This window comes from Nonomuraea sp. NPDC049624 (genome assembly GCF_040675255.1).
GTDB lineage: Bacteria > Actinomycetota > Actinomycetes > Streptosporangiales > Streptosporangiaceae > Nonomuraea.
Genome location: NZ_JBFAOR010000001.1, coordinates 869,332 through 881,836, shown reverse-complemented (window position 1 = coordinate 881,836; position 12,505 = coordinate 869,332). Strand labels below are relative to the sequence as shown.

The 12,505-nt window shown below is 68.3% G+C and carries 13 protein-coding genes, 2 tRNA genes and 1 other RNA gene; 8 read left to right on the top strand and 8 right to left on the bottom strand.

All coding sequences use genetic code 11. The annotated features are described in order from the left end of the window. Positions 1-6: 6 nt before the first annotated feature. Positions 7-2,358 (bottom strand): DNA polymerase III subunit gamma and tau, encoded by a 2,352-nt coding sequence (locus AB0J76_RS04740; RefSeq protein WP_352318419.1) that lies wholly within the window; start codon positions 2,356-2,358, stop codon positions 7-9. A 31-nt stretch (positions 2,359-2,389) separates the two neighbouring features. Next, positions 2,390-2,485, bottom strand: an RNA gene (ffs, locus tag AB0J76_RS04735) — signal recognition particle sRNA small type. A gap of 106 nt (positions 2,486-2,591) precedes the next feature. On the opposite strand from ffs, the gene AB0J76_RS04730 reads away from it, so the two are divergent. Then, a tRNA-Ser gene (locus tag AB0J76_RS04730) sits at positions 2,592-2,679 on the top strand. Positions 2,680-2,753: 74 nt separating this feature from the next. On the opposite strand, the gene AB0J76_RS04725 is transcribed toward AB0J76_RS04730, so the two are convergent. Both AB0J76_RS04725 and AB0J76_RS04720 read right to left on the bottom strand, forming a co-directional pair. Beyond that, positions 2,754-3,515, bottom strand: coding sequence for a LuxR C-terminal-related transcriptional regulator (locus AB0J76_RS04725; protein ID WP_352318420.1), 762 nt, complete (start codon positions 3,513-3,515; stop codon positions 2,754-2,756). 857 nt (positions 3,516-4,372) lie between these two features. Then, entirely contained in the window at positions 4,373-5,482 is a 1,110-nt protein-coding gene (locus AB0J76_RS04720; RefSeq protein WP_352318421.1) for a hypothetical protein, read from the bottom strand. A 351-nt stretch (positions 5,483-5,833) separates the two neighbouring features. Here AB0J76_RS04720 and AB0J76_RS04715 point away from each other — a divergent pair, with 351 nt between their 5' ends. The 6 genes from AB0J76_RS04715 to AB0J76_RS04690 all read left to right on the top strand — a co-directional run bounded on the left by AB0J76_RS04715 (position 5,834) and on the right by AB0J76_RS04690 (position 10,105). Continuing rightward, positions 5,834-6,616 (top strand): class I SAM-dependent methyltransferase, encoded by a 783-nt coding sequence (locus tag AB0J76_RS04715; RefSeq protein WP_352318423.1) that lies wholly within the window; start codon positions 5,834-5,836, stop codon positions 6,614-6,616. A 160-nt stretch (positions 6,617-6,776) separates the two neighbouring features. Continuing rightward, complete coding sequence (locus tag AB0J76_RS04710; protein WP_352318425.1) at positions 6,777-7,253, top strand: hypothetical protein; 477 nt, start codon at positions 6,777-6,779, stop codon at positions 7,251-7,253. A gap of 200 nt (positions 7,254-7,453) precedes the next feature. Beyond that, entirely contained in the window at positions 7,454-8,425 is a 972-nt protein-coding gene (locus AB0J76_RS04705; protein WP_352318427.1) for a neutral zinc metallopeptidase, read from the top strand. Between the two features lie 53 nt (positions 8,426-8,478). After that, positions 8,479-9,336 carry a neutral zinc metallopeptidase gene (locus AB0J76_RS04700; RefSeq protein WP_352318429.1) on the top strand — a complete coding sequence of 286 codons (858 nt, stop codon included), beginning with the start codon at positions 8,479-8,481 and terminating at the stop codon, positions 9,334-9,336. Positions 9,337-9,381: 45 nt separating this feature from the next. Continuing rightward, the gene (locus tag AB0J76_RS04695; RefSeq protein ID WP_352318431.1) at positions 9,382-9,678 is read left to right on the top strand and encodes a type II toxin-antitoxin system VapB family antitoxin; all 297 of its coding nucleotides are present in this window, start codon (positions 9,382-9,384) and stop codon (positions 9,676-9,678) included. Between the two features lie 109 nt (positions 9,679-9,787). Beyond that, positions 9,788-10,105: a hypothetical protein gene (locus tag AB0J76_RS04690; protein ID WP_352318433.1), complete on the top strand. Its 318-nt coding sequence runs from the start codon at positions 9,788-9,790 to the stop codon at positions 10,103-10,105. Between the two features lie 40 nt (positions 10,106-10,145). On the opposite strand, the gene AB0J76_RS04685 is transcribed toward AB0J76_RS04690, so the two are convergent. The 4 genes from AB0J76_RS04685 to AB0J76_RS04670 form a co-directional block, all read right to left on the bottom strand. After that, positions 10,146-10,235 (bottom strand) — tRNA-Ser (locus AB0J76_RS04685). A gap of 10 nt (positions 10,236-10,245) precedes the next feature. Continuing rightward, on the bottom strand, positions 10,246-10,701 hold the full coding sequence (gene tadA, locus AB0J76_RS04680) for a tRNA adenosine(34) deaminase TadA (protein ID WP_352318435.1): 456 nt from the start codon (positions 10,699-10,701) through the stop codon (positions 10,246-10,248). Further along, positions 10,698-11,174: a tRNA adenosine deaminase-associated protein gene (locus tag AB0J76_RS04675; protein WP_352318437.1), complete on the bottom strand. Its 477-nt coding sequence runs from the start codon at positions 11,172-11,174 to the stop codon at positions 10,698-10,700. Before AB0J76_RS04675 ends, tadA begins: the two co-directional genes overlap by 4 nt. Positions 11,175-11,193: 19 nt before the next feature. Next, positions 11,194-11,703, bottom strand: a complete 510-nt coding sequence (locus AB0J76_RS04670; RefSeq protein WP_352318439.1) for a tRNA adenosine deaminase-associated protein — start codon at positions 11,701-11,703, stop codon at positions 11,194-11,196. Positions 11,704-11,858: 155 nt separating this feature from the next. Here AB0J76_RS04670 and upp point away from each other — a divergent pair, with 155 nt between their 5' ends. Further along, entirely contained in the window at positions 11,859-12,497 is a 639-nt protein-coding gene (gene upp / locus AB0J76_RS04665) for a uracil phosphoribosyltransferase (protein WP_352318440.1), read from the top strand. Positions 12,498-12,505 lie beyond the last annotated feature (8 nt).

The window sequence follows — 12,505 nt, the reverse complement described above, 5'->3', positions numbered from 1 at the left end:
CTCCGGTCAGGTGTGGTCGATCTCGCCGATGACCTGGGCGCCGAGCTCGCGTTGCAGCAGGGCCATGCCGGAGACGGCGTCGACGTCGGCATCGGCGTCGTTCAGCGGGTCGACGTCGTCGGCGTCGGCGGCCTTGTCACGGCCGGGGATCGCGCTCGGCCACGCCGCCGTGCCACCCGCGCGCGACGCCGGGGTGCGCGGACCCGCCTGAGCGGCCGCCTTGGCGGCCGACCGCGCGGCGGCCAGCCCCGCTCCGACCGGCGCGGCGGCGGGCTGCCGGGCGGTCACGGTCTGGGTGGGGTCGGGGCTCGGCGGGGAACCGGGGCTGAGGTCGTCGGGCGCGTCGGGCCACGACTCGTCGGTGGTCGGGCGCGCGGACTCGGTGGCCGGACGCGCGGGCGCGGCGGCCGGAGGTTGGCCCGGGTCCTGGGAGCCCTGATCGTCCTGGGAGCCGCCGTGCGAGCCGGACCGCCCCTGGGAGGTCGCGTGGACGCCCGTACCGCCCTGCGGGCTGGTCGTCGCCTGGCCGGCGGCCGGGGCCGCCTGCGGGGCCGGGGCGCCGTGGCCGCCCGACGGCGGCTGCTGGCGTGCGGGGCCGCGGGTGGCCTGGGGCGCCGGAGAGCCACCGACCACCGCCTCGACCCGCCAGGTGCCGCCGAGCACGTCGCCGAGCGCCGTCGCCACGACGGCGTCCTTGCCGCCGCCGGTGAAGTTCTTCATCGCGCCGACCTGGCTGAACCCGAGCGTGACCAGGTTGCCTTCGACGCCCACGACCTGGGCGTTCGTACTGACGTTGGCCCAGACCACGATGCTGCGCTGCTTGAGCGCGGCCAGCACGGCGGGCCACTGCTGCTGCATGCCGGCCGCCCCGCCCGCGACCGGGCCTGCCGCCGCGGGAGCCTGGGCGACGGGCGCCTGAGCAGCGGGTGCGGGCGCGTCGGAGACCGGAGCCGCCGCCGAACCGGGACGTACGGGCTCGGGCCAGTCGTCGGCCCCGCCGCCCGCCGGCCCGTGACCACCGGCGGAACCGTTGCTCGCGACGGGCGTCGCAGGCTCAGGAACCGCCGCGTCGCCGACCGGCGCCGCCGTACCGACGGAAACAGCCGGGGGCGCGACGGGAACGTGCACGTCGTGGCCGCCGCCCGGGGCAGCCGGGCGCGGGATCGTCACCGCGCCCGCCCTGGAGGCCATCTGGGCGACCGTGCCGCCGCGCTCCAGACGTTCGAGCCGGGCGAGCAGGGACGCCTCGCCCTGCGAGGCGCCCGGCAGCAGGACGCGCGCGCACATCAGTTCGAGCAGCAGCCGCGGCGAGGTGGCGCCGCGCATCTCGGTGAGCCCCGCGTTGAAGATCTCGGCGGCACGGGTGAGCTCGGCCGGCCCCATCGAGGACGCCTGCCCCACCAGCCGCTCCAGCTCGTCGGCGGGACGGTCGAGCAGCCCGCTGGACGCCGCCTCGGGCACGTTGGCCAGGATCACCAGGTCGCGGAAACGCTCCAGCAGGTCGGAGGCGAAGCGGCGCGGGTCGTGGCCGCCCTCGATCACCCGGTTGACCGCCTGGAACACCTGGCCGCCGTCGCGCGCGGCGAACGCGTTGACGACCTCGTCGAGCAGGTCGCCGTCGGTGTAGCCGAGCAGGGAGACGGCCTTGGCGTAGGTGATGCCGTCGTCCTCGGCGCCGGCGAGGAGCTGGTCGAGGATGGAGAGCGAGTCACGGGCCGAGCCGGCGCCCGCGCGGACCACCAGCGGCAGGGCGGGCGGCTCGAAGGGCACGCTCTCGGAGGTGAGGATCTCCTCCATCAACGCCTTGAGCGTGGCCGGCGGCATCAGCCTGAACGGGTAGTGGTGCGTACGCGACTTGATGGTGCCGATGACCTTTTCCGGCTCGGTCGTCGCGAAGATGAACTTCAGGTGTGGCGGAGGCTCCTCGACGAGCTTGAGCAGCGCGTTGAAACCCTCGCGGGTCACCATGTGCGCCTCGTCGATGATGTAGATCTTGTAGCGCGCCGACACGGGCGCGAAGAAGGCACGTTCGCGCAGGTCACGCGCGTCGTCGACACCGCCGTGGGAGGCCGCGTCGATCTCGATGACGTCGAGGTGGCCGGGGCCGGTCGGGGCGAGCGCCACACACGACTCGCAGGTGCCGCAGGGGTCGGGCGTCGGGCCCTGCTCGCAGTTGAGGGAGCGGGCGAGAATGCGCGCGCTGGAGGTCTTGCCACATCCGCGGGGGCCGCTGAACAGGTACGCGTGGTTGATGCGGCCCGTACGCAGCGCCTGTCGCAGCGGATCTGTGACGTGTTCCTGACCCTTGACCTCGGCGAAGGTCCCGGGTCGGTACTTGCGGTAAAGCGCAAGGCTCATGCGACCATCCCGCCTGCGAGGGGGCTCTCAACGAAGAGACCCCCCGCACACCCGCCAGAGCCCGCTTATCCTTGCTGCCTTCCGGCCCTGGGGAGGTTCACAGGATGACGCCGCGCGAGGGGTCCCTGGACAGTCTAACCGGCCTCAGCAGTGCTCGCTCCACGGTTCGGGTTGAGCATGTCCTGGAAAAATCGCGGTCACCGCAGTGCCGGAAGTCCGGTAAGCTCGTCGGCGGAGGATTCGCCTAGTGGCCGAGGGCGCACGCTTGGAAAGCGTGTATAGGGCAACCTATCAGGGGTTCAAATCCCCTATCCTCCGCCAGCTCCGAAGGGGTGTGCCGAGATCACGGCACACCCCTTCCGCCGTTCCAGTCTCGTTTGAGGTCATCGCTCCGCCTAGCGCGCCCCCTTCTCACCCCGGTGCGCTACGGCGTAATCGACCTGTTCGAGCTCTCTCCTAGAGGAGACTCCGAGCTTCTTGCGGATGTTCGCTACGTGGGTCTCCACCGTTCGAACTGACACAGCCAGCGTGGCCGCAACCCGACTGTAAGTCAGGCCATCCGCGATCAGGTTCAGCACCTCCTCTTCACGCGGAGTGAGGATGGTCTCGGGAGAGTCGTGCACGAACAGCTGCCCTGTGCCAACGTGCACCAACTCGCCTTGCTTGGCATCACCGACCAGATGCACTTCACCGCCGGCCCGTAGAGCATGCACAGCCCGTAGTTCAACCTGTAGAGCCCTCAACGCACCTTGCGCTAGAGAGAGTTGAGATCGGGCTTCGACCTCCCTCTTGCTTGCTTCCTCTGCCGCAGCTCGATGCGCTCTCACACTCTCAGCAGCTTCCTCCGCTGCCCGTGCAGCTTCTGCCACCTCGGCCTCTAGAACGTCGATTCGACGCTCTAGGGAGGAGAGCGATTCGGAGTCGGGCCGAACGGATACCAGCCGCTCGATGGTCACGTCGAAGACTCGGGCGAAGGCGATGGCTTCGCTCAAACGGATCAGTCGTGAGCCATTCTCGATCCGAGCCACAGAGGACTGGTCGAGGACAACATCGAATGCCCGCAGCCGCTCCACCACATACTGCTGGGTCCAACCGAACGCCTGACGAAGCTCCCGGACACGCTGTGCCGCGATCACCTCGGCACTTACTTCAGCCATCGCTTCTCCTCCATCGAGGTCTCCACAGACGTCCTTCGAGCTCAGTGCCAGCATACTGAGCCCGAATGGGGAAAGTACATGAGGTACGTAGTACTAACTTCATGGGAATTGCTTGCGTAGCGCCCCATCCGTAAGTACTGTCCGGAGCAACCGCTCCGCGTTGATGACGAGCGGCACGAAAGAGACCCAGCGAAGCAGGAGCAGCCACTCCTGCTGTGCATCGCTGGGCCTCTTGTCCCCAACCAAAGGTCGCTGATGAACTCTCGGGAGGAGAACTACATGCAGGATAGACGCCTGTGCGCGCATGCACAGCGAGACGTCTTAGGGATTAAGGCCAGATATGGGCTGGCTTAGCGAGCGACGGGACGCTCCCCGGTCAAGCCCCAAAGCTGAGCCTCCTCGGTTGCAACAGAGATGGGTGCTAATCCTCAGCCTTGCCGCCACTGCTGGGGCCGTCCTGTCGATTTGGGCGACTCCGACAGTGGGTGTGCCAGCAGGCATCGCAGTCGTAGGTCTACTCCATTCGGTCATGGAGTAGCCGTCTCATCACAAGGCGGCTGCATCCCGCTTGTTGACGCAGCCGCCTTGCTAGAGCCAGTGGTTACTTAAGTCCTTCGTCCTCCCAGAGAAGACCATCAACCTGCTTGGCCAACTGTGCTCCGGATGCCGTCGGTGACGTGCTGGTACCGGTGCGCCATGCCGCTGCTGCACCACCCCATGATGGCTATGACCGTTCGCCAGGGAACTCCCTGACTCCGGCGGAAGCGAGCAGGGGGTGACGGACGACCAGTCGCAGTGGCGAAGACGCGGTCCCCCTCTATCCAGAGCTGGCGAGCCTTGGCGCGCTCCGCTTGTGCCTAGGATCCTAGGCTCCAGACTCGTATCGCCCTGTCCCAGCCACCGGTGACCAAGACAGGGGTCCCGTCGCTTCGCTTGCCCAAGGCCACAGTGAAGATCGTGCCGGAATGAGCAGTGAAGGGCTCTCCCACTGCCTTTCCTGTGTCCAAGTCCCAGACCGACATGTTGCCAGAGTCGTCGCCGTACCCGATGACGGTGGAGCCGTCACGGCGCTGCCCCACTGCCATGCCGGCGAACCTGGTTGCGGGGGTTCGGATGGATTTCCCGACTGGCTTTCCCGTGTTCAGGTTGTACATCCAGATCTTGCCGTCGGGTGTGTCTTCATCCGGCAACGGATAGTCGGTGTTCGCGGAGATGGCAACCGGTGTGCCGTCCCGGAGCTTCCCCGTCGCCAAGGCCCTGGACTGGCATTCATGACAGCTGTACAGAGGTTTGCTGAGCGGTTTTCCCGTCCCTAGGCTCCAGATACGCGTCCGTCCCTCAGCATTCGCAGTGACGACGACAGGTGTTCCATCGCTACGTTTCCCGGTTGCCAAGGTATTGGTCGTGGCGAACTCGTCGAAGGTCCTCTTGATGTGTTTACCTGTGTCCAGATTCCACAGGGCGACGACGGATACGTCGTCCGTCCGCGTGGCGGCAATGACCCCGGTACCGTCTCGAAGCCTCCCCGTCGCCACCCCCCACGTGATGCTGCGATCCAACACCAGGGGCTTCCCGATCGGTTTGCCGGTGTCCAGGTTCCAGATCCGTACGCTGCCGTCTTCTTCACCACCGGAGACGATGACCGGGGTGCCGTCACTACGCTTGTCGATCGCCAGGCTGTATACCTCCTGGCGATGCCCTCTCAGGGGCTTTCCGATGGGCTTTCCAGTGTTCAGGTTCCAGATGCGGATGGTCTTGTCAAAACCGCCGGAGACGACGACAGGCGTGCCATCACTGCGCTTGCCGACGGCCAAGGCCAGTACGGGACCCGTGTGCCCCTTGAACGAGTCACCGATCTGCGTACCCAAGGGAGGGATATCAGCCGCAGATGAATTGCCCTCCGCGGGAACAACCTCCGATGCCGCGCTTCCCGCCGGCAGGTTCAGCGAACCGACGGCCAACAGCAAACTCGCACCAACAACCAGGGACCTGGCACCCACCGGACGTACCTCGTATCCATGTCGATCAACGGCCGGGATCAGACTAGTGACTGCATCTGCATGGCAGAAAGAGCAAGTCATGACGCTTGGATGCACAGCCGGATTCTGTTCCGCAGTCTCATTCCCGGTCTTAATTCACCCCTGGTACAGGGACGTGCACCGAAGTCGGTAACAGAGCTGACGCCGCAGCTGGAAACCCATGACCGGCGGTGAACGAAAGTCCACAGACTTGGAAAGCAGAGTCATCCCAGGTCAACGGGATGGCCCTTCTGTCGTTCTCCGGACGCCTCGGCCGGCCGGTCTTCTAGGGTCCGGTTCATGGAGGACCTGTTCGGCAGTGCTGCGCCGTACTACGCCAGGTACCGTCCCGGCCACGGGCAGGCGACGACGGAACACCTGGCCAAGACGTTCGGCGCGGACAGCCGCGTGCTGGATCTCGGCTGCGGCCCCGGGACGATCGCGATCCCCCTGGCGCGGCGGACGAAGGCCGTGCTCGCCGTCGATCCGGCGCGGGAGATGCTGGCGGAGGGCAGGCGGCTGGCCGGGGGTGTCGGGAACATCGTCTGGCTGCGTGGTGACTCGACCGGTCTGAGGGCCTTGCCGCCGTTCGATCATGTGGTGATGGGGCGGTCGTTCCACTGGATGGACCGCCGGTCCGTGCTGGTGGAGCTGGACGGGCTGCTGCCGCCCGGCGGCGTGGTGGCGCTGGTCGGCCCCGCGAGGCAGCAGGGTGAACCGTGGCAGCCCGACGCGCAACCGTGGCAGCCGATCGAGAGACGGGTGTGCGAGGAGTTCGGCCTCGAGATCCACACCGCCGCCAGTTCGTTCCACGCCACCGGCGAGCACCACAGCGGCGTGCTCGCCGCCTCACCCTTCGGCAGCCTGGAGTCCCGGGTGTTCAGCCGACGGCTGACGTGGGACGTGGACGGCCTGATCGGGCTCCAGCTCTCCTATTCCTACAGCTGCCCCGCCAGGCTCGGCGATCGTCTGCCCGCCTTCGTCGAGGCACTGCGACGGGCGCTCCTCGCCGGCAACCCCGCGGGCCGGTGGAAGCAGCGGCTGACCACCGAGGTGCTGGTCGCCAGGCGACCCGGGCGCTGAGCCGGTCGCGTCAGGCGTGCAGCCGCTGCTGTCCGTGCGTCCTCACCCGGGTGCATCGCCAGGTGGCCGAGACGCTGAACCCCGACGACGGAGCCTGACGGCCCTCCGGCACCGCGGAAGGGGTGGCGAGAGCTGGAATCGTCAGGATATCTTGACGGTCATGACTTTGAGCATTGCCGTTCTTCCCGGGCACGAGGGGTTCGTCGCGCCCGTTCTGCCCGACGGGGAGCTGGCCTCCTCGTCCAGCGCCTTCACCAGGACGTTCGTCGGGTACCAGGCCGCCTGTTCGTGCGGATGGACCGATCGGCGGCGGTATCCGGCGACGCCGGAGGGGGCCAAGGAGGCGGAGTACCGGTGGTGGAGCAGGCACACGCCGCCGCTGCTCGCCGCCGCCCCGCCCAGCTGGCTGGTGACGAAGTCGAACCTGCTGTGCGAGCAGGTCGTCAAGCTCGCGGCCGACCGGCCGCTGGCGGCGCTCACCCTGCTGTCCCAGGTGGAGAGCTGGCAGCGGACGCTGCTCGACCAGGCCGTCGCCGGGGCGCGGGACAACGGCGCCTCCTGGGCGGAGATCGGGGAGGCCATGGGCATCTCCAAGCAGGCGGCCCACGAGCGCTTCAGGACCCAGGTGAGCCAGTAGAGCCCGGCCAGGACAGCCCCATGGCGAACAGCCGGCGCGGACGATAGACCGCCAGCTCACGCGACTGAAAACCGAGGCGCCGCCCCAGGGACGCCAGCGCGATCCCCACCAAGCCACCCGTCATAGCGGCAGATTGACTGATAAATCGCAGAAAATCACTGTCCCGCATATTGCCTTGCGTAATCGCCTGACTACGGGGGATGACAGAGGGCATGCAGTTCGACGACGACGCGCCACTCGACCCCTCACAGGTCGAGGACGTCCGGGCCTCCGGCCCCCAGCCCGGCCGGGGCGGCGGCGGCTGGGGCGGGATGCCGGGCGGCGGCTGCATGTTGCCCATCGGCGGCCGTGGCGGCGGCTGCCTGCTGCTGGTCCTGGCGGTGGCCGGGCTGTTCCTGTTCAAGCTCGCCCCCACGCCGTTCAGCGGCGACGAGGGCGGCGAGCAGGGCGGCGGACGCTACCCGAGCGCCCCCGGCCAGCTCTCCCCCAGCGGCGACCTGGCCAACCGCTGCCGTACGGGCGCCGACGCCGACCAGTCGGAGGACTGCCGGATCGTCGGCACCGTGAACAGCATCCAGTCCTACTGGCGGCAGGAGTTCAAGGAACGCGACAAGCAGTACACACCGGCCAAGACCGTGCTGTTCTCCCGGGCCGTGAACACCGGCTGCGGCCCCGCCGACTCGGCCGTGGGCCCGTTCTACTGCCCGCCCGACCGCAAGGTCTACCTGGACCTGGCCTTCTTCGACACGCTCCAGCGCGACTTCGGGGCCGAGGGCGGCCCGTTCGCCCAGGCGTACGTGGTCGCCCACGAGTACGGCCACCACGTCCAGAACCTGCTCGGCACCATGGACAAGGTGGGCAACAACAGCAGGCCGGGCGCCGGCAGCGCGTCCGTGCGCCTGGAACTGCAGGCCGACTGCTACGCCGGCGTCTGGGCGCACAACGCGGTCAAGACGGGCTTCTACCGCGAGCCGTTCTCGCAGTCCGACATCAACCAGGCCCTCGACGCCGCCGCGGCGGTCGGCGACGACAGCATCCAGCGCCGCTCGCAGGGCCGCGTCACGCCCGACGCGTTCACCCACGGCACCTCCCAGCAACGCGAGAAGTGGTTCAGCGTCGGGTACGACAGCGGCCTCCCGGACAGATGTGACACCTTCTCGGATGGCATCTAGGGGCCTTCCTGGGGAAGCTCTCTAGCGGGCAGCACCCAGAAGGGACGTCAGATATGGATTTCAAGGACGACGTCAACCTCGACTCGTCGCAGGTCGAGGACGTCGGCGGTCGCGGTGGCGGGTTCTCGGGCGGCGGCTTCCCCGGCGGCATGGTCCTCGGGGGCGGCGGCATCGTCGGCCTGATCGCCTTAGTGCTGGTGTTCGTGCTCAACAACCTGGGCGGCGGCGGTGGCGGCGACGCCGAGCCGGCGCAGCAGCAACCCCCGGCCAAACTCGCCGAGGAGTGCAAGACGGGCAAGGACGCCGACCAGTCGGAGAAGTGCCGCGTCGTGGGCGTGGTCAACAGCATCCAGGACTACTGGAAGCAGGAGATCCCCGACTACCGGACGTCGAAGACGATCCTGTACTCCGGCAGCCTCCGTACCGGCTGCGGCGCGGCCAGCTCCGCCGTCGGGCCGTTCTACTGCCCGAGCGACCAGCGCGTCTACCTCGACCTGAGCTTCTTCGACCAGCTCCACAGCCAGTTCGGCGCCAAGGGCGGCCCCTTCGCCCAGGCGTACGTGATCGCCCACGAATACGGCCATCACGTCCAGGACCTGCGCGGGGCCCTCCAGTCGGACACCGGCAGCTCGGTCCCCGTCGAGCTCCAGGCCGACTGCTACGCCGGCGTCTGGGCGCACAACGCCGTCCGCACCGGCTTCTACGAAAAGGCCTTCACCCAGACGGAAATCGCCGAGGCCCTGGACGCCGCGGCCGCCGTGGGCGACGACAGAATCCAGCAACGCACGAGCGGCAGAATCGATCCCGAATCGTTTACGCACGGCTCGTCCGAGCAACGCGTCAACGCCTTCCAGCGCGGCTACCAAAACGGCCGGCCGGGCGACTGTGAACAGTCTGAGCTGGGCCGATAGCTCCGGACAACGCAGCAGGTCGAATTCTCTCCTAAAATGAGGTGGGTGATCTTCAAGCTCGTCGGCGACGGACGCCCTTATCCCGAACACGGTCTGACGAACCGAGAGTGGGCGCAGATCCCTCCCAGGCAGGTCCGGCTCGACTCGTTGATCACCACGAAGGCCATGCTGGACCTGCACTCGCTGCTCGCCGCTGACTCCACTTTCTACGGCGACCTGTTCCCGCACGTCGTGCAGTGGCAGGGCGAGCTCTACCTGGAGGACGGCCTCCACCGGGCCCTGCGCGCGGCCCTGCACCAACGGTCGATCCTGCACGCCAGGGTCCTGGATCTGCCCAACTGAAACGCGCCGGAAAAGGGAGCCGCCATTCGCGGCTCCCTTTTTCATGTGTCAACCTGATCGACGTGCCGTGTGTCACGTCCGCGTCTTTCAACATCATTCGGAGAATGCCGTGTCGTATCCACCGCCACACGGGTCGTGGCCGCCACCCGGATACGGCCCGCCGTCCTACTACTCGCAGCCGCCGGCGCACGAGTACGTCGAGGAGCCCGGGCCGCTCGACAATCGCAACCTGATCGTGCTGCTGGCCATCGGGCTGCCGCTGCTGCTCCTGAGCGCCTGCGGCGCGCTGTTCTTCGTCCTGACCGACGACGGCCGTCCGGAGACCCGCGGCGGCGAGACGGTCCAGACGCAGGTCGTCGAGGACAGCCCGCCGGACATCCAGCTCAACCTGAATCCGCCGACCGACGGGCCCACCCAGCAGCCCTGAGGGCAAAAGAAAAGGGCCTCCGAGGTCGTCGGAGGCCCGTTGGCGGTGGTGGTGGGATTTGAACCCACGGATGAGTTGCCCCATCACACGCTTTCGAGGCGTGCGCCCTCGGCCACTAGGCGACACCACCGCGGACGAGCTTACCGGATTCTCCGAGTAGCGAAGAACTCCTTGAGGACGGCAGAGCACTCTTCGGCCAATACGCCCATGACGACCTCGGGCCGATGGTTGAGCCTGCGGTCGCGCACGACGTCCCAGAGCGAGCCCACGGCGCCGGCCTTCGCGTCGACGGCGCCGTACACGATCCGGTCGACCCGGGCGAGCACGGACGCGCCCGCGCACATCGTGCACGGCTCCAGCGTGACGACCAGCGTGCAGCCGCTCAGCCGCCACTGCCCGCGCAGCGCGGCGGCCCGCCTGAGCGCGAGCACCTCGGCGTGCGCGGTGGGATCGGCGGCGGACTCGCGGTCGTTGCCCGCCGCGGCCAGCACCTCGCCCAGCGGGCCGAGCACGACGGCGCCGACGGGGATCTCGCCCCTGCCGCCGGCCGCGACGGCCTCGGCCAGGGCCAGCCGCATCGCTTCCTCGTGGGTCAACGCAGCCGGTCGAGCTCGTCGGCGAACGACAGCCGTTCGGCGATCACCGAGAGGACGTCGGCGGGCAGCAGGCCCTCCTCCATGCTCAGCTCCAGCAGCTCCTCCGAGCTCACGCCGAGGTCGCCGAGCAGCTCGAAGTCACCGGCGGGCCGCACGCCGAGCCCGTTGCCCTCCTTGTCGGGGGCCACGCCGGCGAACTCGGCGAACAGCTCGCCCATGCTGTTGGAGGCGATCGCGTGCACGTCCGACAGGAACACCCGGGGCTCGTCCTCGCCGCGGTAGCGGGCGATGGCGAACCATTCGTCCTCGACCTCGACGCAGAGCAGGGCCAGCTCGTCGCCCGTCAGGCCCAGCGTCTCGATGACGGCGTCACCGAAGTCGTCGACGATCTCCGCGTCGCGCAGATCGACCTCGGCGCCGGTCCAGCCGTCGGAAGTCCTGACAAAAGCCGCAGAGAAGGTGTTGGACGCCATGCCCGCACTCCAGGGGGGTTCAGCCGAAGACCGATTCGATGGCACGCTCGAACGGCTCGGAGAAGCCGAGCCGCGCGGCGATGCTGGACAGCACATCTTCGGGGAGGAGATCGATGTCGCCGGAGAGGATGCCCAGCTCCATCTCGTCCAATCCGAGATCGGCGAAGATCGACAGATCTCCCGCCGGCAGCACGGTCTCCTCGTCCTGGAGGATCTCGTCGAGCTCCTCCTCGTCGGGGACCGGCACGTCGAGGTAGTGCAGCACCTGGCGGGCGAGCGGGAAGTCCCAGGAGGCGGCGATGTCGGACAGGAAGACGTCGACCCGCTCGCCGAGCACGCGCAGCGCCACGAAGAACTCGTCGCCGACGGCGATCAGGCCGATGGTGCCGCTCTCGCTCGGCTGCTGCCTGAGGGCCTGGATCAGGCCGTCGAGGTCGGACGTGAGCGTGACGGGCAGCAGCTCAGCGTGCCACCGCTCGTCCTCGCGGTAAATCACTATGGCGAAGTCGAGCGCATCTTCGTCTGTCATCGCCATCCCCACCCGAGCCTCTGACACGACAGGTTCGCACCAGACCCCAATCGTTCCAGAACAGGCCACGCGGCGTGTGCTTCTCCGACCAAATTGTGATCAAAACCAAAGGCCCGGGATGCCACCACTCCGTCCACCGGATACCGTTGGGCGCTATGGAAACCCTCGTCGTCGACCATCCGCTCGTGGCTCACAAGCTCACCACGCTGCGCGATGTCCGCACCGACTCCCCGACCTTCCGCAGGCTCGCGGACGAGTTGGTGACGCTGCTGGCGTACGAGGCGACGCGCGACGTCCGGGTCACCGACGTGACCGTCCAGACCCCGGTCTCCCCCGCCCACGGCGTGCGGCTGGCCAAGCCCCAGCCGCTGGTCGTGCCCATCCTGCGCGCCGGGCTCGGCATGCTCGACGGCATGACCCGGCTGCTGCCCACCGCCGAGGTCGGCTTCCTCGGCATGATCCGCAACGAGTCCACCCTCCAGGCCGAGACGTACGCCACCCGCCTGCCCGACGACCTGTCCGGGCGTCAGTGCTTCGTCGTCGACCCGATGCTCGCCACCGGCGGCACGCTGGCCGCGGCCGTGCAGTTCCTGTTCGACCGGGGCGCGGTCGACGTCACGGCGATCTGCCTGCTGGCCGCCCCCGAGGGCCTGGCGTACATGGACAAGGTGTTCGCCGGCTCCGGCAGGCCCATCCGCGTGGTCACCGCCGCCCTCGACGAGCGGCTCAACGAGAACGGCTACATCGTCCCCGGCCTCGGCGACGCCGGCGACCGCCTCTACGGCGTGGTCTGACCCTTCCA